Source organism: Polaromonas sp. P3_B4 (assembly GCF_056402835.1).
This window is the reverse complement of the sequence record NZ_JBFUGQ010000001.1, coordinates 2,662,098-2,682,221: the sequence shown is the minus strand read 5'-3', so window position 1 is coordinate 2,682,221 and position 20,124 is coordinate 2,662,098. Positions and strand designations below refer to the sequence as shown.

The window sequence follows — 20,124 nt, the reverse complement described above, 5'->3', positions numbered from 1 at the left end:
GGTCAGCGGCCTGTGTGGGGTGCCAGGGTGCCGGGAGGGCCGCGGTGCTCCCGTTTCCTGACAGCTAAATTAGCCAACCGAATTCCCGGTTTCTATCCGCCAAATCCCGCTGCGTTTGTAGGACACGGGCACCCCGCACCGCTCCTGCGGCGTGTTCATCATAAAAATGATCTCCAGAACAATATGAACGCGCGCGACCAGCTATTGATTTGATAGCATCCGGGTTTGCGAACCAGACGAGCCTCATGAATTGATTCCGCTGATCACACCGATCAACCTTCATTGAACCGGGGAGAAACTGCAGATGACACACAACATGGAAACCCAAAAGCGCTGGTGGGCACTGGTGGTGCTCTGCCTGGGTGTGCTGATGATCGTGCTCGACACCACCATCGTGAATGTGGCGCTGCCGTCCATCCGCACCGACCTCGGTTTCACCGAAACCTCGCTCGTCTGGGTGGTGAACGCCTACATGCTGACCTTCGGCGGCTTTTTGCTGCTGGGCGGCCGGCTGGGCGATCTGTACGGTCAGCGCCGGCTGTTCCTGGCGGGGCTCACGCTGTTCACCGTGGCCTCGCTGGCCTGCGGCCTGGCCAATTCGCAGGTGCTGCTCGTGGTAGCCCGCGCGGTGCAGGGCTTGGGCGGCGCGGTGGTGTCGGCGATTTCGCTGTCGCTCATCATGAACCTCTTCACTGAACCGGCCGAGCGCGCCAAGGCCATGGGGGTCTACGGCTTTGTCTGTGCCGGCGGCGGCAGCATTGGTGTGCTGCTGGGCGGCGTGCTGACCGATTCGCTCAACTGGCACTGGATCTTTTTGGTCAACCTGCCCATAGGCGGCGCCGTGTTTGCGCTGTGCCTGTTCCTGCTGCCCGGCGGCAAGGGGCAGGCCACCGGCGCGCGGCTTGACGTGTGGGGCGCCGTCACCGTCACCACCGCGCTGATGCTGGCGGTCTACGGCATCGTCAACGGCAACGAAGCCGGGTGGCTGTCAGGCCAGACGCTCGGTTTGCTGGGCGTTGCCGCGGTGCTGATGGCGATCTTCCTGGCCATCGAGGCCAGGGTCACGACACCGCTGGTGCCGCTGGGCCTTTTCCGCCTGCGCAACGTCGCCACCGCCAACGTGGTCGGCGTACTGTGGGCCGCGGCCATGTTTGCCTGGTTCTTTATTTCGGCGTTGTATATGCAACTGGTGCTGGGCTACAGCGCCCTGCAGGTCGGCCTGGGTTTTTTGCCCGCCAACCTGATCATGGCCGCGTTCTCGCTGGGCCTGTCGGCCAAAATCGTCATGCGCTTCGGCATACGCGCGCCGCTGTCGGCCGGCCTGCTGCTGGCCGCCCTGGGCCTGGCCTTGTTCGCGCGTGCGCCGGTGGGCGGCGGCTTTGTGCTCGACGTGTTGCCCGGCATGCTGCTACTGGGGCTGGGGGCCGGCATGGCCTTCAACCCCGTGTTGCTGGCCGCCATGAGCGACGTGGACCCGGCCGAGTCGGGCATTGCCTCGGGTGTGGTCAATACCTCTTTCATGATGGGCGGCGCGCTGGGGCTGGCGGTGCTGGCCAGCCTGGCGGCGGCGCGCACCGGTTCGCTGGCCGGTGCGGGTGCCGATGCCGTGGTGGCGCTCAACGGCGGCTACCAGCTGGCGTTTGTCATCGGTGCGGTGTTTGCGGCCTGCGCCGCATTGCTGGGCGCCGTGCTGCTTCGCACGGGCGCTGCAGTGCCGGGTGCGCACCCGGCGACGGAAGCCGGCGGCTAGCCACGGCTGGTTTATGCATCAAACTGGCCTTAAGCCCAATAGGGACGGGCGCAAGCAGCTATTAATTTGGTAGCGGATTGACAGGGATGGCGGCGTGGGTCCGCCGCCCACAGGTGGTCAGTAAACCCCGAACAGGGCGCGAATCTCATCGCCGGCGGTGCGACCGTGTTTCTGGCTTTTGTACTTGTCGCCGATGTCTGCGCACTTTTCCATGATCAGCAGGGTGAACTCCTGCAGCTCCGGCGTCAGCGCGTCGCCTTGCGTCATGGCGCCGGCCAGTTTGGCCAGGTTCACGAGCTGGCGGTCGCTGATGGAGCCGATGGAAAAGTCTGAAGGCTTGAAATCCGGTGGAAGTGACATGGCGTGCACCTGGAGCTGGAGATGTCAGCCGGTGTCAGAAAGTGGACTGCCTGCGTGACGGGTTTTGTCCTACAGGGTACCCCAGACATTTCGTCCTAGCATTCGTTTTTTCCCTAGGAGATGCGTCATGGCAGACGACACAACTAAAACCGGTGTGGACCGCAGGTTCATCGCCTTGGGGCAGGACTATGAAGTTCGCGACTGGACCAAAACCCTGGGTTGCACCGAGCAGCAGCTGCGCGACGCTGTCAAGGCTGTCGGTAATTCAGCCTCCGCCGTGCGTCAGTACCTGGGTAAAAAATAGCGCCATCTCAAGGGGCGGCGGTTGGCGCCTTTCCCATCGTCATTGCGCGTGGTTCGCGCCGGTACAAGCATGAAAGAAGGCACAGCATGGCAAAAAGCAGCATTGCGGGTGGCAGCATTCCGCCCGAACAGTGGATGCGCGGAAAAGACACACAGTCACTCGGCCCGGGCGACAGTTCAGACACCGGCAGCGACACGCTAGGTGCCTACAGCGAAGAGGAACTGGCCAGCGACAGCGACGCTGCCGGTACCGGCGAGCGTGCCGGTGTCATCGGCGATGAGCGACCTGATGCCGACATCCTGCCCGACCGGACAATGGACGAGGCCGACTTCCTGGAAGAAGGGGAAGGCGCCCGTGATGAAGACCCGGAAGCAAGGGGCGAGGAGGGCGAAGCTACCTGGGCCGCAGGCGGTGCAGAGGAAATTGCCGGCGTCCTGGCCGATGAAGATGAAGAAGATGAAACGAATGAAGAAGACGACGAATACGGGGAAGTTGAAGACGGCGATGCAACAGTTCGTGGAGGTGGCGCATGACGATCACAGGAAGCTGCCACTGCGGCAAAAACGCCTTTCGCATTGACGGCGAAATCCCCGCGCAGCTGACGCGCTGCACCTGCTCGTTTTGCGCCAGGCGCGGTGCGCTGCTGGCGTACTACACGCCCGATCAGTTCCACGTCACCACCCCCACGGATGGCGATGCCATCTACCGCTGGCAGACCAAGCTGGTAGACCACCACTTCTGCGCCGAATGCGGCGTGTCCACCTATTCAGACAGCCCGGCATTCGAGATGGACGGCAGCTGGGACGGCACCACCCGCCGCATCGGCGTCAACGCCCGCCTCTTTGACGGGTTCGACGCGGCCGAAGCACCCGTGACAGTGATCGACGGCAAGAACCTCTGGTAGTTGAGCCCCAAGGCAGGCGGTTGACATCCCGTTTTGACCGCCTTAATATAGCCAAACAGCTATATAAACGATTGGCCATGTAATGACCCCAGACACCCTCAACAAGGCGTTCGCCGCCCTCGCGGACCCGACCCGCCGCGCCATCGTCGCCCGGCTTGCTTCCGGCGAAGCCACGGTCAATGAACTCGCGGCCCCCTTCGACATGACGCAGCCCTCCATTTCGAAACACCTGAAGGTGCTGGAACGGGCAGGCCTGATTTCGCGCGGACGTGCGGCGCAAACCAGGCCGTGCCGCCTGGAGGCCGCGCCCCTGAAAGAAGTCGCCAGCTGGATGGCGCTGTACCGCAATGTCTGGGAAGACAGCTTCGACAGGCTCGACGCGTTTTTGCAGCCGGACACATCCACGTCATCAGCCCAGTCAACTCAATCAACCTCTGCAAAAGGAAAGAAACATGCCCGCAAATGACAGCAAGGCAGCCATGGCTTCCCCCTTCCTGATCGACCGCGTGTTCAAGGCCCCGCGTGACCGCGTCTGGAAAGCGTGGAGCGAGGCCGGCAGCATCCAGCAATGGTGGGGGCCCAAGGGCTGCTCCATCGACCTGCTGCGTTTCGAGTTCAGGCCCGGCGGGTTTTTTCACTACGCCATGAAGTTTCCGGGCGCACCCACGATGTGGGGCCGGTTCAATTACCGTGAAATAGCCGCGGGTGAACGCATCGTGTGGCTCAACTCGTTTGCCAACGAAAACTGCGGCATTGCCCGCGCACCGTTCAGCGAAGCCTGCCCCCTGGAAATTGAAAACACCGTGACCTTCACCGAGAAAAACGGAAGCACCATCGTGGCACTGCGCGCGCAACCCTTTGGTGAGCTTGCGGCTGAACGCCAGTACTTTGAAGAGTTGAAGCCGTCGCTCACGCAAGGCTACGGCGGCACCCTCGACCAGCTCGCCGCGCATCTCGGCGTCTGAGCAGCGGGCAGGCCTAGAAGTGCGGCGGCAACTCGTCGCGCAGGCTGCGGCCCACCGTCACATCGCCGTCGCGCACCGGGCCGGCTTTCAGTTCTGCCACCTCGCGCACCAGCGCATCAATTTGCTGCTGCTGCCGCACGATGACCTTGTCGAGCTGGTCCAGCAGGTCTTCGGTAAAGCTGGCCTTGATCTCCAGCGCCGTCAGGCGCTGGTCGGTTTGGGGTGTGTCGTTCGTCGGTTCCATGCCTGTATTGGACATGAAGTGCGCGGGGCAGGGTCCCCCACGCATTCCTGCGGCCTCCACAGCAACAGTTTACGCATCCTTTTGGCCTGCAGCCCTTGATGGTATTGCGCGACAAGCTATGCTATTGATAGCAAGATGGGCACCTGTCAAGTATCACTGGCGCCACTGCCACCCCGTCTGCCGGATGGCGCCACCGCCTGCGCGTTGCTTCGATACGATTTGTGGGAATAAGAGCCTTGTCTTTCCCGCACCGCCTGCCTAAGCTCGCCTGAGTCTTTGCAGGGCGTCGCGTTTCATGACAACGCCGGAGCCGTCTTCAAAGCCCATGTGGTAGCTGTGTTGTTTGCCCAAGGAGGCGAGATATGACCGAGCCAGGCACTGGAAACCCCGTCACACCGGAACAGGCGCAAGAACAAGCGCAGGAGCGGGCGCAAGAAGAAGAGCGCCAGGCCATTGATTTCCGGCGAGGTTTTGTTTACGCCAGCGGCACGGCGCCCCAGGAGTTGTGGGGCCTGGCCTTGTCGGGCGGCGGCATCCGCAGCGCCACCTTTTGCCTTGGCGTGTTGCAGGCACTGGCAAAAGCCGGGTTCAACCTCCCGGGAGAAAGCGGGCCCGAAAGCAGCCCCAAAGACAGGCAAAAGCCCTGGCCGCTGCTCGCCCGCTTTGACTTCCTCTCCACCGTCAGCGGGGGCGGGTATACCGGCAGTTTTTTCTCGGCCCTGTTTCGCCCCCGCGATCCCCTCACGCCTGCGGCGCCCCATACACCCCCTGCGCCGCCCGCACCCGAAGTGCTGGCCACCGAAGCCTACGAAGCACTCGCGACCGACCCGCCCGGCAGGCTGAGCAAGGTCCAGACCGCGCTCACCCAGATGCCCGACCGCCCCTTGCGCTGGCTGCGTGAAAACGGGCGTTACCTGGCACCGAACAACACCGGTGACTTTCTCTACGACATCGCCATTGCCATCCGCAACCTCTGTGCGGTGCATTACGTGATCGGCGTGACCTTGCTGACCATTTTCCTTTTGATGTTTGCCCTGCGTTACGGCAGCCTGCAGATTCCATGGGAGGGGTTTCATGCGCTGGGGCTTACGCTGGAATCCATGATGCAGCCCAGGCCTCCGCTGAAGGGCGGAGACATCTGGTTCAGCCCGTGGTTCGGTGTGCTGGGCATCTGGCTCGTGCTTGCGGTCATACCGTGTGGCGCGGCCTACTGGCTCGACCAGGACACCTCGCCTTCCGGCAGCAACACAAAAAAAGCGCTGCTGTCGGCCATTCCCGCACCGGCGCTGGCGGCTGCCGGCTTGCTGGCCGCGGGTGTGCTGGCTGCCTGCGTCATCTGGAGCCGGGTAGCGCCGCCGGCCGCCGGCGCCGGGTCACTGCTTGAGGCTGTTCCGGTACCTGTTTTGCTGCTGGTGCTGATCGATGTCATCCTGGCTTTTTCCCTGGGCGTGTTTTTTGTGGCGAAGTACCTTCCGCAGCAATCACCCGGGCTGTTTCGCAACCGCATCACACGGTGGCTCTCCAGGGTGTTGACGTACTCATTCATCATTGCCGTGCTGGCGCTGATTGAAACCGCGGGGCAGACGCTGTATCTCTGGCTGGCGACAAGCCAGTCAACACCGCTGACCGTTTTCAGCGTGGCCGGCGTGGTCGCGGCCCTTGTGGCGGCCGTGAAGCAGTTTGCGCCGGTGCTGGCCCAGCCCGGAAAAGACGGCCTGCTCAGCAGGCTGCCGCTCAACACCCTGCTTGGCGCGGTCGGGCTGGCGCTGGCCCTGCTGCTGGCCGTGGCCTGGAACTGCGCGGCCGCGGCCCTGCTGTTTGGCATGCAGCCGCCGCTGCCGGGGCTCGGGCAGCTGATGATCGAATCCATGTTCACCACGGTCCGTTTTGGCGCGGACTCATCATGGGTCTGGCAATACTTCTACCCCGTCATCTCCATTGTGTTTTGCCTGACGGCTGTGGCGGTGGCGGGCTACTTTCTGGGGTTCATCAATTTGTCGAGCCTGCAGGTGATGTACGGCGCGCGCCTCACGCGTGCCTACCTGGGTGCGTCCAACAAGGCACGGTTTGAATCGGAACGGCCCAAGATGGACGTGACCGAGGCCGATGCAAGCGACGACTTCACGCGCGAGGCCTACTACCGGAACGACCACCTGGGTCCGGCCCACCTCATCAACGTGACCATCAATGCCACCACGGGCACCGGCGACCAGCTGACACAGCGGGACAGGCAGGGCTTGCCGCTGGCGGTCACGCCTGCGGGCATTACCGTGGACGGCAGGCTCTGGAATGCAAAGACCGGCAATTTTGCAGGCACGCAGGCCAAAGCCGCCAGGCGGGTGCCGCCCGAGCTGTCCATCGGCCAATGGGTGGGCGTGTCGGGCGCGGCATTTTCGACAGGGCTGGGCCGCGGCACCTCGCTGGGGCAGGCCATGCTTTTCACCATCACCAACATACGCCTGGGCTGGTGGTGGGACTCCGGCAAAAAGGACACCAAAACACCTTTTTTTCTATGGCGCAACCAGAGCTATCTGCAGTGCGAATTGCGGGCCCGCTTCCTGGGCACGGACGGCTCGCACTGGTACCTGAGCGACGGCGGGCACTTTGAGAACACCGGTGTCTTCGAGCTGTTGCGCAGGCGGGTGGAATTCATCGTCTGCTGCGATTGCGGCGCAGACCCGAACTACAGCTTTGAAGACCTTGCCAATCTCATGCGCCTGGCACGCATTGATTTCGGTGCCGAGTTCGAATGTGTCGGGCCGAGCGCGGTGCCACGGCTTGCACCCAATGCCGCCACACTCGCGCCCTATTTCGCCCGCGACGAATCTGAACTGCGCCCGGCAACCGACCCGCTGGCGCCACTCGACGAAAAGTGCGCACTGCTCTACCGCGTGCGCTATGCCAGCAGCCAGCCGGGCAAACCCTCTGAAAGTATTTTGCTGGTGCTCAAGCCGCGTTTGATCAAGGGCGCGCCCCTTGACCTGTTTGAATACCAGACCAAAAAACCATCGTTCCCGCAGCAAACCACGTTTGACCAGTTCTTTGACGAAGCGCAGTGGGAAAGCTACCGAAAGCTGGGCGTGCTGATTGGCTCGCGCATATTCAGGTAGTGCGTGTGGTGCCTGGCCGGGTCTGCCGCACGGTGGCCTCGCCGGGTTGATTTGGCATAAATTTGGCCTCCAGCCATTTCTGGTATTGCGCGAGCAGCTACGTTATTGATAGCAACTCATGGCGAATGGGCATCCGCATGGGTTGACGCATAACGCTCCAGCAGCGCATACAGCACCAGCCCGCCCGCCAGCGGCAACAGGTAGTAAAGCGCGCGGTAGGCCAGCACCGCACCCATCAGCGCCCCCTGACGCACGCTGCCCGACAGCAGCGCCAGGTAGACCGCCTCCAGCACACCCAGCCCGCCGGGGATCGGCATGATCACCCCCACGATGGACGCCGCCATCAGCACGCCCAGCACAGTGGTGTAGGGCACTTGCTGGCCCAGCAGCAAATACATGGCCGCTCCCATCAGTGCCCAGTTGCTGGCTGAAATACCCAGCTGCACCAGGGCCAGCTGCGCAGAAGGCAGCTTCAGCCGCCGCCCGCGCACCCGCCACACGTGCCCGCGCGCCAACGCGCACGCCACCACGTAGCCCAGTGCAATCAGCACCATCACCACGCCCAGCAGGCGCAGCGCCGCGGCGCCAATGTGTGCCTGGCTGGGCGGCGCAATGGCGCCGGCGGCAAAGAGGCTCCCCGCCACCAGCCCATAGCCTAGCCAGTTGGTCGCAAGGCTCAAGCCCACGATCTGCGCAATGGTGGCCTCGTCCAGCCCGGCCCGCGCATACAGCCGCGCCCGCAGCGCCACCCCGCCGACCAGCGAGCCCAGGTTCAGGTTAAAGGCATAGCTGGTGACCGCAATGGCCCAGGTCTGCAGGCGCGGCAGCTTGTGGCGCGTGTGCTGCCGGCCTATCAGGTCAAAGCAGCCATACAGCGCATGGCTGGCCGTGGCCAGGCCCAGCACGGCAAGCAGCAAAAGAGGCGAGTAGCGCCGCAGCGTCTGCCAGGCGCCTTCCCAGTCCACCTTGTGGGCATGGGAAATCAGCAAACCCAGGACGACGATGCCCAGCGCAGGAAACACCCAGCGGCGGATGCGCGGCCACAGCGACGTTGCGGCTGCCGGGGACGTGCTGTCGGAAAGGTGAGCCGCAGTGCTGGGCATGATCAGTGCATTTTCAGCAAGGCGCAAAGCGAACTCCAGCCAGGCTGGCGCTGATTTTTGTAGGCGAAAACCGACGGCGGCCCACCACGCTGCAGCGCCGCCCTTTCAGCGCTCCAGCTCAAGGCCTGCGGGATGCAGGCGGCTCCACGGCGTTGCCTTCTCAAACGCAAACGCTGCGCGCAATATCGTGGGCTCGGCGAAGGGCCGCCCGATCACTTGAATCGAAACCGGAAGTCCGCCGTCAGACAGCCCTGCCGGTATGGCGACCGAGCACAGATCCAGCAGGTTCACAAAGCGGCCGAACCTTGACAGCGGCGTGGCCAGTTCATCGACCTCGCTGACGGGAATGGCGGTAATGGCGTTGGTCGGAAATACACAAACATCCACGCCGTCCATGGCGTCCAGCATCGCGGCTTTCGCAGACTCGCGGTCGCGCAGCAGGGTGATGTACTGGGCGGCCCCGATGTCCCGGCCCAGCATGATCCGCCGCTTGATGTTCGGGTCAAACTCCAGCTCATTGCGCTCGAAAAGCGTGCCGAGATTGGCATAGCCTTCGGCGCTCATCAGGCTGCCCGCAATGCGCATGGATTGCGCCAGGCTTTGCGGAAGCGGCTTGTCCACCAGGGTCATGCCAAGCCCGGTGAACACGGAAAGCGACCTGTCGTAAGCTTTCAGCACTTCCGGGTCCACGTCTTCGCGTTCAGCTTTTGGCAGGGTCCAGACCCGCATTCCCCTGACATCTTTTTCAATCTCTTTTGAAACCGAACGCGAGGGCGAAAAGCGGGATGCCGCGTCCTGCGGGTCAGGCCCCGCCAGCACGTCCAGCAGCGTCGCGCAATCCTTCACCGTTCGTGTGATGGGGCCCACTGTGTCATGCGTGGGGCACAGGTCAATCAGGCCGTAACGGCTGATCAGGCCATGCGTCGTTTTCAGCCCCACCAGCCCGCAGAGCCCGGCCGGAATGCGAACGGAGCCGCCGGTGTCCGTACCCAGCGCTGCGCTGGCCATGCCCGCCGAAACCGCCACGGCCGAGCCGCTGCTGGAGCCGCCGGGCACACGGTGGGTTTCAAGGTCCCAGGGGTTCCAGGGTGTGCCCATGGAGGTATTGGTTCCCCAGCCGCCAAAGGCAAATTCCACCGTGTGTGTTTTCCCCAGCACGATGGCGCCGGCTGCCCTCAATCGGTCGACCACCGTCGCCGTGATGGTGGAGGTGCGCGGCGGAAGCGATCTGGAGCCCGCGGTGATGGCATGGCCTTTAATTTCAAACAGGTCTTTGACGGCAATGGTCACACCATGCAGCGGGCCGACCGTGAAGCCGGCCTGCCTGAGCTTGTCCAGGCCGCGGGCGGCCTGCAAGGCTTCATCTGCATAGAGGTCTACATAGGCGTGCAGCTTGGCGTCAAAGGCGTCTATGCGTGAGAGCTGGTTTTCGACCAGTGTTTCGCTGTTGGTCTCTCCGCTGGCCAGAGCCTCGAGCGTCTGCTCCATGGAAGCGTAGGCAAGCGGGGTGTTGGAGATATGGGAGGTATGGGCGGTGTCGGTCATGCAGCACCCATGACCCGCCGGCCGCGCGAGAGGCGCTTTTCAAGCGCGCGCGAAAGCATTGACAAGGGGAAAGCAATGGCAAAGTAGAAGGCGCCCACCAGCAGGAAGATGTGCAGGGGCAGGAAGAACTCGCTGGACATGGCCCGCGCCGTCAGCATCAGCTCGTCCGTGGCGATCAATGCGCACAGCGAGCTGTCTTTTAACAGCGCCACATAGGTGTTCAGCAGCGGTGGCAGCATAACGCGCAGCGCCTGGGGAAACACCACATGCATGAACACCTGGTGCGGCGCCAGGCCGACGGCCAGGGCTGCTTCGCGCTGCCCGCGATGAATTGACTGCAGGCCTCCGCGCAAAATCTCGGCAACATAGGCCGCGCCGTGCAGGCCCAGCCCGATCACCCCGGCCCAGAAGCCCGGCAGCGTAAGCCCGAGCGGCGGCAGCGCAAAGTAGAGCGCCAGCAGCAGCGCGAGCAAGGGCACGGTGCGCACGAACTGGATGAAAAAGTTGGCGGCAAAGCGCAGGGCCGGCCGGCCGCTGCGGATCATGGCCGCCAGGGCCGCACCCAGAAGCAGCGCCATCACAAAGCCCGCAGATGACAGCTTTGCCGTTACCTTGGCCGCCTCTGCAAGGCGGGGAGCCCAGTCGGGCCAGTATTGCAGGAAGACTGCAAAAAAGCTGTTCATCGCTTGTTCTCCATGCGGCTTTCGGCCTTGGCAAATCCCCAACTGACCGGCAACACCATGGCCGCATACAACAGCATGGCGGCAAGATAGATCAAAGTGGTTTCAAAGGTAGAGGTCACCAGGTTCCTGGCAAAAAACATGATTTCCGGCGCGGCAATTGCCGACGCAATGGACGTGTCTTTGAGCAGCTGGCTGGTGTAGTTGCCGAGGGATGGCCACGTCACCCGCAGCATTTGTGGAAGAAGAATGTGAATCAGCGCCTGCCGCGGTGTCATTCCGACGGAAAGGGCGGCCTCGCGCTGCCCGGCATGAAGGCACTTGAGCCCGGCGACAAATACATCGCACAACACCGCTGCGCCAACCAGCCCCAGGCCCAAAATCGCCGCCACCAGCGGCGAGAGCCGTATGCCCACAGCCGCCAGCCCGAAATAGATCACGAAGAGGTGGGCCAATGCCGGAACGTTGCGCATCCATTCGATGTAGGTGGCAATGACCAGCTTCAGCAAACGAAAGCGCGCGAAAGTGACTGTCACCGCCAGCAGCATTCCGCCCGCCAGCGCAATGACGAAAGCACCCAGGGCTACCACCGCGGCGGTAACCGCGCCACCCATCAGCACGGCGAGGATGCCCCCGAAAATTCCCAGCTGTTCCATCACCTGGCCAGCCCCGGGTTGTCAGCCACCTGGCCGAGAAAGCTGCGGGTGCGTTCCAGCTGCGGGTTGTTGATGACATCGACAGCGGGGCCCTGCTCAACAATGTGGCCGCCGTCCATGAAGATCACGCGGTCTGCCACGTCCCTGGCAAAGCGGATTTCGTGTGTGACCAGAATCATCGAGCGGCCCTCTTCGGCCAACTCACGAATCACGGTGAGCACCTCGCCGACCAGCTCCGGGTCAAGCGCAGAGGTTGGCTCGTCAAAAAGAATGAGCTTGGGTTGCTGGGCCAAGGCCCTGGCAATGGCCACGCGCTGCTGTTGCCCCCCGGACAAACGCTCCGGGTATTCATCGGCCTTGCTGGAAAGGTGAACCTTCTCCAGCATGGCGTCAGCGAGCTCATAGGCTTCGGGTTTCGACATGCCGCCGGCCTTGATGGAGCCCAGGGCCACGTTGTCGCGAACGTTCAGGTGCGGCCACAAATAAAACAACTGGAACACCATGCCGATCTCGCGGCGCTGCGGTGCGAGTTCACGGTCATTCATGAAGCGGAACCCGCCGTGCCGGGTTGGCACCTGGCCTATCCGTTCGCCGTCAAGCACGATGGCGCCTTCGCCTGGTTGTTCCAGAAAATTCAGGCAGCGCAGGCAGGTCGACTTTCCGGAGCCGCTGGGCCCGATCAGCGAAAGGGTTTCGCCTTTACGCAGGTCAAAGGAAATTCCCTTGAGCACTTCGAGCGGGCCGTAGCTTTTTTTCAGCCCGTCGACTCTTAACAGTGTGTTGTTCATTGGATTCAGTTTTTTGACGCAGACGAACGCATGAGAAAAACACGCGTTCGCCTGTATCCATGCTTCGAAGGGCTTACTTGCAGGCCGGCAGTTTCCAGTCGGCGGGGCGGTCTACGCCGGCACGGTAGTTCTGGCCCACAGGCACATACCAGACGTCTTGCACCAGGCCGTATTTGCCGCCGATCTTCTTGAGCTCACAGCTCTGCCAGAGCTTGGCGATTTCCGCGTTCACGGCCTTGGCGAGTTCCGGGTTGTCCTTGTTCAGGCCAAACACCACCTGGCCCAGCCCGGTGAGCAGCGGGTAGTCAGGGTTGTTGTCAACGAAGGCGTTGAACTTGAGCTTCCATTGCGGGTTGCGCGAAATGGCGTACTGCATCACGGGCGGGTCGCCGATGACGGCGTCAATACGGCCGGCCAGCAGGTCGCGCACTGCCGCGTCGGATGTGTCATACATCGTCAGTTGCAGGCCGGTGATTTTGCGAAGCTCCGGAATGAACGAAAAACCGGTGATCGTGCCGACCTTTTTGCCTTCCAGGTCCTTGAGGTGCGACCAGTTGGTCTTGCTCGACTGGGTGATGCCGTTCTTGAAGTAATGGATCGGGTCGCTCAAGGTCATGATCTTCGAGCGCTGCTCGGTCCAGCCCATGGTGCCGGCCATCACGTCGACACGTTTGGCCTGCACCGAAGCAATGGTGCCCGACCATTCCATGAGGGCGGGCTTGACCTTGAGCTTCACGGCCTCGGCCACGCGCTGCAGGATCTCGCCGTCGTAGCCAATCATGGCGCCGTCCTGGTAGCCGGTGCCCGGCATGTCGCCGGTGAAGGCGATCGTCAACGCGTCTTTTTCAACGGTTTGCAAGGCCTGGGCATTGGCAGCCGGCAGTACCGCCCCCGCGGCGAGAAGCATGCACAAGAGGCGTGCGGCGAATGTTTTTTTCATGAAAACTCCTGATGGTGGTTTAACGAAACTCTCACTGACGGGGTGGATGGTATGAAGCGCCGTCAACTTGTCATAGGAAGCTTTGGCGTGTAAATTGAACGTATGCGACATTCGGGAAAATTACCTACGAAGGGCGCTTCTGCGCCCAAAGCTGCGGCGGCAAAGCGCGCAAAGCGTGCACCCGCGAAGGCCAACAGGGCGGTCGGTGTACAGGATGAGGGCAACCAGCTGGTGGACCGGCTTGACGCGGCCAAGGCCAAAACGCCTCCCAAAACCGGTGTGGAACTGCGGGTCGGTATTTTTCTGTGCCCGCGTTTTCCCCTGTTGTCGCTGGCGGGGCTATGCGATGCGCTGCGCCACGCCGCAGACCTGGGCGACCAGAGCCGGCAGCTTCGCTGCACGTGGGCGGTGCTCAGCGCCGCCGGCGAGACCGTGGCCTCCAGCTGCGGCGTCGAAGTGGCCACGCTGCCCGCGGCTTCGTCAGACTGCAACTTTGATTACGTGGCTGTGATCGGGGGCTTGCTGCCCTTCATGAAAACGGCCGACCCTCGAGGTGTGAAGTTTCTGAACCACGCCGCAAAAGCCGGTGTGCCGTTGATCGGCATTTGCACCGGCAGCTTTGCGCTTGCGCGGCATGGGTTTATGCAAGGCCGCATGGCCTGTGTTCATCCCTTCCATGTCAATGACTGGAAGGAAGCCTTTCCCGATCTACCCTTCACCACCAACTGCGACTACATCTTTGATGGTGACCGGATCACCTGCGCGGGTGGTATCTCCATCATCGAGCTGGCCACCGAGCTGATTCGCCTGCACTGCGGGCCGGACCGCGCCGCCAAGGTTGTGCACCAGATGACGGTAACCCGCAAGTCCGCCACCTCGCACGTCGCACGCCGGCGCGCCCTGGGTTATGTCTGTGCCGACAACGACAAGCTACGGCAGGCGATTGTGCTGATGGAAAAGAACATCACCACGCCGCTTGAAATTTCCGTCATCGCCAAAATTGTGGATTCCAGCAGCCGGCAACTTGAACGGGTTTTTCTGGCAGAAACGGGCGCTTCCCCTTCGGGGTTTTACCGCAACTCGCGGCTCAAGTACGGCCGGTGGCTGCTGACCTCAACCGATTCACCGGTGAGCACCATCGCCTACGAATGCGGCTTTGCCGATGCCTCGCACTTCATCCGGCACTTTCAACAGCTGTATGGTGTTTCGCCCGGACGGTTGCGGAAGGCGTTGCCTGCGGTGGAGGTGTAGGCTCAATTACAGGCCCAGGTACAGGCCCGTGGGGGGTATTTGCGCTTTTCTCAACCTCTTCGTATCGGGGCAGCTCCACCCAGAAGACACTGCCACGTCCCCGGCGGTCCGTCATGCCCACGGGGTGCCGCAGCAGCTGGCTCAGGCGGTAGACGACCGCCAGCTCCAGCCCAAAGCCCTCGGCCATGCCCTGCTGCGGGATGCCTTCAGAGAAAGTCTGCTGGCGTTCACGCGCAACGCCCGTGCCCGTGTCCCACAGCTCTATGCGCCACTTGCCCCGGCGTGGCCGCGCGGCCAGCAACACACCGCCGCCATGCGTGTTGCGCAAGGCGTTCGACAGCAGGCAGCCCACCAGCCGCGTGAGCAGCACCGGGTCTGACACCGCCCGTCCCGCGGCGGTTCGGGTGCGCAGGCGCAAGCCTTTTTCGCGCGCCTGCGGCGTGTGCTCTTCGGCCAGCGTGTGGACCAGCGCGGCCAGGTCTACCGGCTGCAGGTGCACGCTCAGCGAAGCCGGTTCCAGCCCTGCCAGGCTGAACAGCGATTCAAACAGCTCGTCAATCTTGCGTGTCGAATCGCCAATCTTGCGCGCAATCTGCGCCGCAAACTCCGGCTCCGCCGTCAACCATTCGGCATACGGGCCCAGCGCATGCACGGGGTGGCGCAGCTCATGCGCGGCGCTGGCAATAAAGCTGCTCCGCACGGCCTCCGCCTCCGCCAGGGCCTGTTTGCGCTCCTCCAGGGCCTTGATCAGTTCCTGGCGGTCGAACTGCCGCTCCAGGCTTATGCGCTGGGCCCGGTACATGCGCCGGCCCGTCACATGGGCCACCCACAGGAAGACCAGCACCACCCCCATCTCGGCGCCGGTGTCGAGCACCGAAGGAACACCCCCCGTCAGGTCTATTCGCCAGGCCAGGGCCGCCAGCACCGAGGCACTCAAGCCGTTGCAGTACGCCGAGACGGTACGCAAGCTCGGCGGGCCCGAAGCCACCGCGACCACCGCGATGCCCCCCAGGATCATGATGCACACCAGTTGATCTTCAATGGGGGCCTGGCGGTACACCACAAACATCAGCGAGCCCCAGACCACCGCGCTCAAGGGCCAGGCCCATCCAAGGAGCGACATGAACTCCCGCAGCGCCACCCCGTCGGCCTCCGCCAGGCGGTGGCGGTAAGCATGCAGGATGGCATAACGCAGCAGCGTCATGGAGCCGGTGGCCAGGGTCCATACCCACAAGTCCCATGGCGCCACACGCCCATGCAGCATTGCCACCACCACCAGAATGATCAGCACGGCCGCATGCAGCGTAGGCCGCGCATTTTGCATAAACGTGCGGGCCAGCTGCACGCTGATCCAGGTCTCGCGTGGGGTCATCGAACGGCGCCTTCGGGGGCTGCTGGCGTGGTGGGCGTCATTGAGAGCGGATTCTTCTGTGAGCGGGGCGGGGCGTGGGCAACAACAATATCAGTGATTTCCCTTGGGTACCGGGTGGGAAGAAGAGGGCGGGAGTGGGGCTTCTACCTATCATTTGGCTTACGGAATCTGCCCCGCCTTCGCTTGGGGAGATCTTCATGAAGACCTTCTTTGCGAGGTATCGGGATTGCGGCGCGGCCGTTTGGCGTTGCGCCGTGTTCCATTGGCTTCACGGCAGCCGGGGCATGAAAGTCTGGTTTTTGTTGTCCCGCCAGCCTTGTGCTGATCTTGCCAGTGTTGGCGGCGTTGGGCGAGCCGTCTTTGGTTGTCTTTGTGCGGTGGTTACACGGGTGGAACGTGTACCTTTTTATTCATGCGTGCGTGCGGGCTCAGCGTGGGACGACTGAGGCGCTCGCCGCAGCAGCACCATCATGCCGGCAGAGCCGTTCGCCAACGACAAGATAGAAGACAACCTTACCCCGGTAGGGCCGCTGTACTAAATAGGCTCATGTTTGATCTGCTGCCCGCATGTGGTTTCAGAAGGCGGCAAGCTGGTGCTGGGTGTGTAGAGGCGGGGCAGTCGCATTGATCCCAAGCGTAGCGCCTGAGTACAACGATAAGATGCCATCCGTTTGATCTGCCTGGTGCTTGTTGTTGTGCTTCACTCAATCCAGCAGCAGTCAATGGAAACTGACACTATCAGAATAGTGACCGATTACTGTCAGGCGGAGGCTCGGGGTCAAGTTTGCGCATTTGCGGCATGACAGTGGAGATAGGTCTGTCAAAAAGCGTGAAGTCTGGAATAGGCAGTGCCTCTACCGACTGCAAGGACTCGGGTGTGTCGTCATTCAGGCGCTGACGCAAAGCCATTAGTAATCGGCCCAGGACGTTTTCTCCAACCAACTCCTCACCGTCTTCAGTAACTTTGGCACCCCAGTAGTCATCCTTCCTGGATTGCTCCACGATGTCTCGTTGTCGTGTAGCTAACAGAAGGCGTGAGAACTCTTGATAGTTCTGCGCAAGCTTTACCCTAAGACACCATCGCATGATTTTGAACTTAACCTCTTCCCAATCAGGTCGAGTCTCGCTCTGATAAGGCTTTCCCTTCATCTTTGCGGTCATGGGACTCGTTTGCTGAATGATCATTCTTTGCACGTCAGGAAGATGGGGGTAGCGGCAAGCCTGGTACAGCGCCTCACTGGTAAGAATCCGCACATCATTGACAAGGAGAGGGAATCCTCCCGCCATGTTGGAAAGTCCGCCCCAGTCTTCCTTTGTTTTATAGACGACAACGCAATCGGCTCGTCGGTACCGCCGAAGATCTCTTATGCTGGGTTCAATTTGGTTAGAAGAATTTACTAAAGACATTTCTTGCCGATGAATTTCCGTCGCGGCTTAGGAGCGGATACCACGCCAACGGCCCGGTGTGCTGCGCTGGATCACCCCACCACATAGCCAGAGGACAATTATTAGGGCAATTCCGGTAAGTGACCACCAGTCCCCCAAAACCCGCCCCAAAATAGCCAAAACCTAAGGGGCGAATTATCGGCTTCGTATTACCTTTTGCGCGAATTTTGGCCCCAGCAATCAGGAATTCAGACTCGAGGATAGTTCGTGCCGCCTCTGACGGAAAAATTCCCAGGTTGCCACCAACCGTTCTCAATTTAATCGGATAGCGAGTCGGTTCAGCGAAATAGTCCTGTACCTCTTTATAAATCGGAATCACTGAAGGGGCCAACACTTGGGAGTGCTCACTCCTGTAGACAGTATTCTCGAACCTGTAGCTTGGTATTGACCAGTAGTTAATGTCGATGGTTTTTTTTGCGGTGAACTTTGCCGCGTTCAACTTCTGCTCCAATTTAAATCGCGCAAAAGTATGCCAGCCCGCAACCACGATCTGGAGTTTCCCCGTCACGGGAGCTGCATTCAGAATCCACTCCTCCACATCATTTCCAACTCGCGTCCCTGTAAAAATGATGTCGTCGAGATAGATGAAATCTCCACCCTTGCTTGAATCGTGATTTGACTTAAATCCGAATCGTTTCAACAGGACTTCATCCAACAGTTCAATCATTGACTTTTGGCTAAAACCAACCTTCTGCAAACTGAGGACCGTGGCCTTGGACCAATAGTCCGCCGGGTTAGCCCCTGTCAGTGCGGCGTTGGTCGTGAGACGATCTATGAAAGCGACGACATGCGCCTTCGTTATAAAGGTCTGTTTAATGACGTGGTCAAATGCGCGAAGAAATTCAACTCGATTTTCCGGAGTAAATTGTGAGGCCCACCTCTCAACATGCGCGGCGTCAGGGGCTGGCAGTTCACCTGCACGATAGGTCGAGATCACATTTGCGATTGACTGAACAAGTTGCGCCTGAGTCATGCCGCGTCCCCCATTTGAATAGTTTTTAAATGTCACTATCTGATGTTCACTTGTCCATTTACCTATACGGTAATTTTCACCCCCGCTGAGGAGAACCCCGGCGAACGTGAACGCCCCAATTGATACGGGGCGTCTCATTTGAGTCATGCAACCCTATTGATTTCCCTGAAAAAGACTGTTGAATTCTGTGGTCCAGTCCGAGGGGCTCACTCCACAATCCAATCATTTCTTCTCATATTGACTTTCGCCGACGCGGTGCGAACATCGCTCGTACACGCAGTCCGGAATTGGCACGGTGGATGGACTTTACGAAACGAGCTCAGCGACCTAGCTTGTTCGACTTTGCGAGATGACAAGGGGTCGCCGTGGAATTTTGCCGAATAAGCCGGAAAACGCAGGATTCCATAAAGGACTAATCGGCTTTGGAATCCAGTAGGTTACGCCTCCCTTCGACCCATCCGCGGTGTTAAAGTCCGGCTCGCTCAGGAAACCGACGCCCACTACATGTGGGTAATCTGAACGCTCCAAAAACGAGCTGGCTTCCCAGGCTAGCGAGGAGTAAATGCTACCGTCACCTTCGTTGGTAGCGATGTTCAGAAGTGCATCACTTCCCAATCCTTCGAATGTTGCCATCAGCGCGCCGGCACGGCTGCCTGTTAATTGGCGGCCTGCCGATTCGGCAAAGGTAGTGAACATCTCGTGCAGCATGGAGTCAGGCTGAGCGCTGTCAACGATCACCAAAAGAACGCCACCGAAGTTACCTTCGGCACGATGAATAGAGAAATGGGAGTTCTTGGCACCCGTAATTCTCTCAACGGCGTCTCTCGTAAATTGCGAGACCGGATGTTCGAGGCTTCCCAGTTCGGTCAATTCGAATTGAATCAGATTGACATGCGTGCCGTCTTCTAAAGCCGCACTCTTGGCGGTCAGAATTAGCTGCTCAATGGTGGAACTCAATTTCTCCCATTTTTCCGCTGATGGCATGCGCTCGCGCACGGTAATGCGCACGGCGAGTCCGTGCTTCAGGCTCTCGGCAACTGATTGCATAAATGGCGAGCTTTGCAAGCGACCGAGAAAGTGACGTGCTTCGGCTCGGTGAATTTTTCGCCCTTTGTCGTGCGTCACCACCTTACATTCGATCTCCAGACCCGTCGGACCAAGGTCCTCGATGAGAACGTCAAAATTTTCAGTATTGCTCCCCAGCTCTGGGAAAACGACGCGACGACCTGCGATGACGAAGTGAGTCGCCACACGCGCTTCAAGCTGCATCGCTTGTAGCATTCTCGGGCTGCGCAGCGCCTCCCGTACGCGCGAGACTAGCACGCGAGTCCGCTTGGGCGATATCTTCCGCGCGGCTTCAATGAGTTGTAGCACTTGGAACGCGAAAATGAATGTCTCTACAAACACCGAGCCCTTAGTGACTTCCCACGGCAGGATCCCTCCGTTGTTCTCCGTCGCGATGGAACACTCGCTCAAAGCCATCACCACCCGATACTGGTCCAAGTAGTGGTCTCGCATGTAGGGCCACTGAACAATCTGAGACCTCACGTCTTGGGCAGGATCGAGCCATGCTCTTTCTCCGATCAACTCACAAAGTTTTGTGAAAACTGTGGGTATTTGGTCTTGGTGCAATTCAGTGGTGAGCATCGCTTGCTCCGGCGTTACAGACCATTCTCACGCTGCGCACGAAGTCTGAGAATAGAAGTGACTGGGATAGCACCGCCTGTGAATGT

20 protein-coding genes are annotated in these 20,124 nt (G+C 60.8%); 8 read left to right on the top strand and 12 right to left on the bottom strand.

All coding sequences use genetic code 11. The features are described from left to right. Window positions 1-304 precede the first annotated feature (304 nt). Window positions 305-1,750 carry a DHA2 family efflux MFS transporter permease subunit gene (locus AC1DVV_RS12725; RefSeq protein WP_477667659.1) on the top strand — a complete coding sequence of 482 codons (1,446 nt, stop codon included), beginning with the start codon at window positions 305-307 and terminating at the stop codon, window positions 1,748-1,750. Between the two features lie 117 nt (window positions 1,751-1,867). On the opposite strand, the gene AC1DVV_RS12720 is transcribed toward AC1DVV_RS12725, so the two are convergent. After that, window positions 1,868-2,110, bottom strand: coding sequence for a hypothetical protein (locus AC1DVV_RS12720; RefSeq protein ID WP_477702393.1), 243 nt, complete (start codon window positions 2,108-2,110; stop codon window positions 1,868-1,870). A 127-nt stretch (window positions 2,111-2,237) separates the two neighbouring features. Here AC1DVV_RS12720 and AC1DVV_RS12715 point away from each other — a divergent pair, with 127 nt between their 5' ends. The 5 genes from AC1DVV_RS12715 (at window position 2,238) to AC1DVV_RS12695 (ending at window position 4,283) form a co-directional block, all read left to right on the top strand. Further along, window positions 2,238-2,414, top strand: coding sequence for a DUF3606 domain-containing protein (locus tag AC1DVV_RS12715; protein WP_477702394.1), 177 nt, complete (start codon window positions 2,238-2,240; stop codon window positions 2,412-2,414). Window positions 2,415-2,500: 86 nt separating this feature from the next. Next, on the top strand, window positions 2,501-2,947 hold the full coding sequence (locus tag AC1DVV_RS12710) for a hypothetical protein (protein ID WP_477702395.1): 447 nt from the start codon (window positions 2,501-2,503) through the stop codon (window positions 2,945-2,947). Further along, window positions 2,944-3,318, top strand: a complete 375-nt coding sequence (locus tag AC1DVV_RS12705; protein WP_457282121.1) for a GFA family protein — start codon at window positions 2,944-2,946, stop codon at window positions 3,316-3,318. The genes AC1DVV_RS12710 and AC1DVV_RS12705 overlap by 4 nt, the downstream gene beginning before the upstream one ends. An 82-nt stretch (window positions 3,319-3,400) precedes the next feature. Further along, complete coding sequence (locus tag AC1DVV_RS12700; RefSeq protein ID WP_457282120.1) at window positions 3,401-3,784, top strand: ArsR/SmtB family transcription factor; 384 nt, start codon at window positions 3,401-3,403, stop codon at window positions 3,782-3,784. Beyond that, entirely contained in the window at window positions 3,771-4,283 is a 513-nt protein-coding gene (locus AC1DVV_RS12695; protein WP_477702396.1) for an SRPBCC family protein, read from the top strand. The genes AC1DVV_RS12700 and AC1DVV_RS12695 overlap by 14 nt, the downstream gene beginning before the upstream one ends. A 13-nt stretch (window positions 4,284-4,296) precedes the next feature. On the opposite strand, the gene AC1DVV_RS12690 is transcribed toward AC1DVV_RS12695, so the two are convergent. Beyond that, window positions 4,297-4,527: a SlyX family protein gene (locus AC1DVV_RS12690; protein ID WP_457282270.1), complete on the bottom strand. Its 231-nt coding sequence runs from the start codon at window positions 4,525-4,527 to the stop codon at window positions 4,297-4,299. Window positions 4,528-4,889: 362 nt separating this feature from the next. On the opposite strand from AC1DVV_RS12690, the gene AC1DVV_RS12685 reads away from it, so the two are divergent. Next, a complete protein-coding gene (locus AC1DVV_RS12685; RefSeq protein ID WP_477702397.1) occupies window positions 4,890-7,637 on the top strand; it encodes a hypothetical protein in 2,748 nt (915 codons plus the stop codon). Between the two features lie 116 nt (window positions 7,638-7,753). Here AC1DVV_RS12685 and AC1DVV_RS12680 read toward each other — a convergent pair whose 3' ends face one another. From AC1DVV_RS12680 to AC1DVV_RS12655, 6 genes are all read right to left on the bottom strand, one after another. After that, window positions 7,754-8,767 (bottom strand): lysylphosphatidylglycerol synthase domain-containing protein, encoded by a 1,014-nt coding sequence (locus AC1DVV_RS12680; RefSeq protein ID WP_477702398.1) that lies wholly within the window; start codon window positions 8,765-8,767, stop codon window positions 7,754-7,756. A 78-nt stretch (window positions 8,768-8,845) separates the two neighbouring features. Further along, complete coding sequence (locus AC1DVV_RS12675) at window positions 8,846-10,285, bottom strand: amidase (protein ID WP_477702399.1); 1,440 nt, start codon at window positions 10,283-10,285, stop codon at window positions 8,846-8,848. Continuing rightward, window positions 10,282-10,968, bottom strand: coding sequence for an amino acid ABC transporter permease (locus tag AC1DVV_RS12670; RefSeq protein ID WP_477668183.1), 687 nt, complete (start codon window positions 10,966-10,968; stop codon window positions 10,282-10,284). The genes AC1DVV_RS12675 and AC1DVV_RS12670 overlap by 4 nt, the downstream gene beginning before the upstream one ends. After that, a complete protein-coding gene (locus AC1DVV_RS12665; RefSeq protein WP_477702400.1) occupies window positions 10,965-11,621 on the bottom strand; it encodes an amino acid ABC transporter permease in 657 nt (218 codons plus the stop codon). Before AC1DVV_RS12665 ends, AC1DVV_RS12670 begins: the two co-directional genes overlap by 4 nt. After that, window positions 11,621-12,409 carry an amino acid ABC transporter ATP-binding protein gene (locus AC1DVV_RS12660; protein ID WP_477702401.1) on the bottom strand — a complete coding sequence of 263 codons (789 nt, stop codon included), beginning with the start codon at window positions 12,407-12,409 and terminating at the stop codon, window positions 11,621-11,623. The genes AC1DVV_RS12665 and AC1DVV_RS12660 overlap by 1 nt, the downstream gene beginning before the upstream one ends. Before the next feature lie 73 nt (window positions 12,410-12,482). After that, window positions 12,483-13,349, bottom strand: a complete 867-nt coding sequence (locus AC1DVV_RS12655; protein ID WP_477702402.1) for a substrate-binding periplasmic protein — start codon at window positions 13,347-13,349, stop codon at window positions 12,483-12,485. Window positions 13,350-13,451: 102 nt separating this feature from the next. Here AC1DVV_RS12655 and AC1DVV_RS12650 point away from each other — a divergent pair, with 102 nt between their 5' ends. Further along, window positions 13,452-14,600, top strand: coding sequence for a GlxA family transcriptional regulator (locus AC1DVV_RS12650; protein WP_477702403.1), 1,149 nt, complete (start codon window positions 13,452-13,454; stop codon window positions 14,598-14,600). Here the strand turns inward: AC1DVV_RS12650 and AC1DVV_RS12645 are convergent. The 4 genes from AC1DVV_RS12645 to AC1DVV_RS12630 form a co-directional block, all read right to left on the bottom strand. Next, complete coding sequence (locus tag AC1DVV_RS12645) at window positions 14,524-15,972, bottom strand: sensor histidine kinase (protein WP_477702404.1); 1,449 nt, start codon at window positions 15,970-15,972, stop codon at window positions 14,524-14,526. The two genes, AC1DVV_RS12650 and AC1DVV_RS12645, sit on opposite strands and share 77 nt — an antisense overlap. 738 nt (window positions 15,973-16,710) lie before the next feature. After that, window positions 16,711-17,379: an NADAR family protein gene (locus AC1DVV_RS12640; RefSeq protein WP_477702405.1), complete on the bottom strand. Its 669-nt coding sequence runs from the start codon at window positions 17,377-17,379 to the stop codon at window positions 16,711-16,713. Then, window positions 17,357-18,529, bottom strand: coding sequence for a phosphoribosyltransferase-like protein (locus AC1DVV_RS12635; RefSeq protein WP_477707201.1), 1,173 nt, complete (start codon window positions 18,527-18,529; stop codon window positions 17,357-17,359). The genes AC1DVV_RS12640 and AC1DVV_RS12635 overlap by 23 nt, the downstream gene beginning before the upstream one ends. Before the next feature lie 189 nt (window positions 18,530-18,718). Then, window positions 18,719-20,038: a hypothetical protein gene (locus AC1DVV_RS12630; protein WP_477707200.1), complete on the bottom strand. Its 1,320-nt coding sequence runs from the start codon at window positions 20,036-20,038 to the stop codon at window positions 18,719-18,721. Between the last annotated feature and the right edge of the window lie 86 nt (window positions 20,039-20,124).

Coding starts and splice junctions, on each gene's coding strand:
- AC1DVV_RS12725 (WP_477667659.1), top strand. CDS start 305: ATGACACACAACATGGAAACCCAAAAGCGCTGGTGGGCACTGGTGGTG.
- AC1DVV_RS12720 (WP_477702393.1), bottom strand. CDS start 2,110: ATGTCACTTCCACCGGATTTCAAGCCTTCAGACTTTTCCATCGGCTCC.
- AC1DVV_RS12715 (WP_477702394.1), top strand. CDS start 2,238: ATGGCAGACGACACAACTAAAACCGGTGTGGACCGCAGGTTCATCGCC.
- AC1DVV_RS12710 (WP_477702395.1), top strand. CDS start 2,501: ATGGCAAAAAGCAGCATTGCGGGTGGCAGCATTCCGCCCGAACAGTGG.
- AC1DVV_RS12705 (WP_457282121.1), top strand. CDS start 2,944: ATGACGATCACAGGAAGCTGCCACTGCGGCAAAAACGCCTTTCGCATT.
- AC1DVV_RS12700 (WP_457282120.1), top strand. CDS start 3,401: ATGACCCCAGACACCCTCAACAAGGCGTTCGCCGCCCTCGCGGACCCG.
- AC1DVV_RS12695 (WP_477702396.1), top strand. CDS start 3,771: ATGCCCGCAAATGACAGCAAGGCAGCCATGGCTTCCCCCTTCCTGATC.
- AC1DVV_RS12690 (WP_457282270.1), bottom strand. CDS start 4,527: ATGGAACCGACGAACGACACACCCCAAACCGACCAGCGCCTGACGGCG.
- AC1DVV_RS12685 (WP_477702397.1), top strand. CDS start 4,890: ATGACCGAGCCAGGCACTGGAAACCCCGTCACACCGGAACAGGCGCAA.
- AC1DVV_RS12675 (WP_477702399.1), bottom strand. CDS start 10,285: ATGACCGACACCGCCCATACCTCCCATATCTCCAACACCCCGCTTGCC.
- AC1DVV_RS12670 (WP_477668183.1), bottom strand. CDS start 10,968: ATGAACAGCTTTTTTGCAGTCTTCCTGCAATACTGGCCCGACTGGGCT.
- AC1DVV_RS12665 (WP_477702400.1), bottom strand. CDS start 11,621: ATGGAACAGCTGGGAATTTTCGGGGGCATCCTCGCCGTGCTGATGGGT.
- AC1DVV_RS12660 (WP_477702401.1), bottom strand. CDS start 12,409: ATGAACAACACACTGTTAAGAGTCGACGGGCTGAAAAAAAGCTACGGC.
- AC1DVV_RS12655 (WP_477702402.1), bottom strand. CDS start 13,349: ATGAAAAAAACATTCGCCGCACGCCTCTTGTGCATGCTTCTCGCCGCG.
- AC1DVV_RS12650 (WP_477702403.1), top strand. CDS start 13,452: ATGCGACATTCGGGAAAATTACCTACGAAGGGCGCTTCTGCGCCCAAA.
- AC1DVV_RS12645 (WP_477702404.1), bottom strand. CDS start 15,972: ATGACCCCACGCGAGACCTGGATCAGCGTGCAGCTGGCCCGCACGTTT.
- AC1DVV_RS12640 (WP_477702405.1), bottom strand. CDS start 17,379: ATGTCTTTAGTAAATTCTTCTAACCAAATTGAACCCAGCATAAGAGAT.
- AC1DVV_RS12635 (WP_477707201.1), bottom strand. CDS start 18,529: ATGAGACGCCCCGTATCAATTGGGGCGTTCACGTTCGCCGGGGTTCTC.
- AC1DVV_RS12630 (WP_477707200.1), bottom strand. CDS start 20,038: ATGCTCACCACTGAATTGCACCAAGACCAAATACCCACAGTTTTCACA.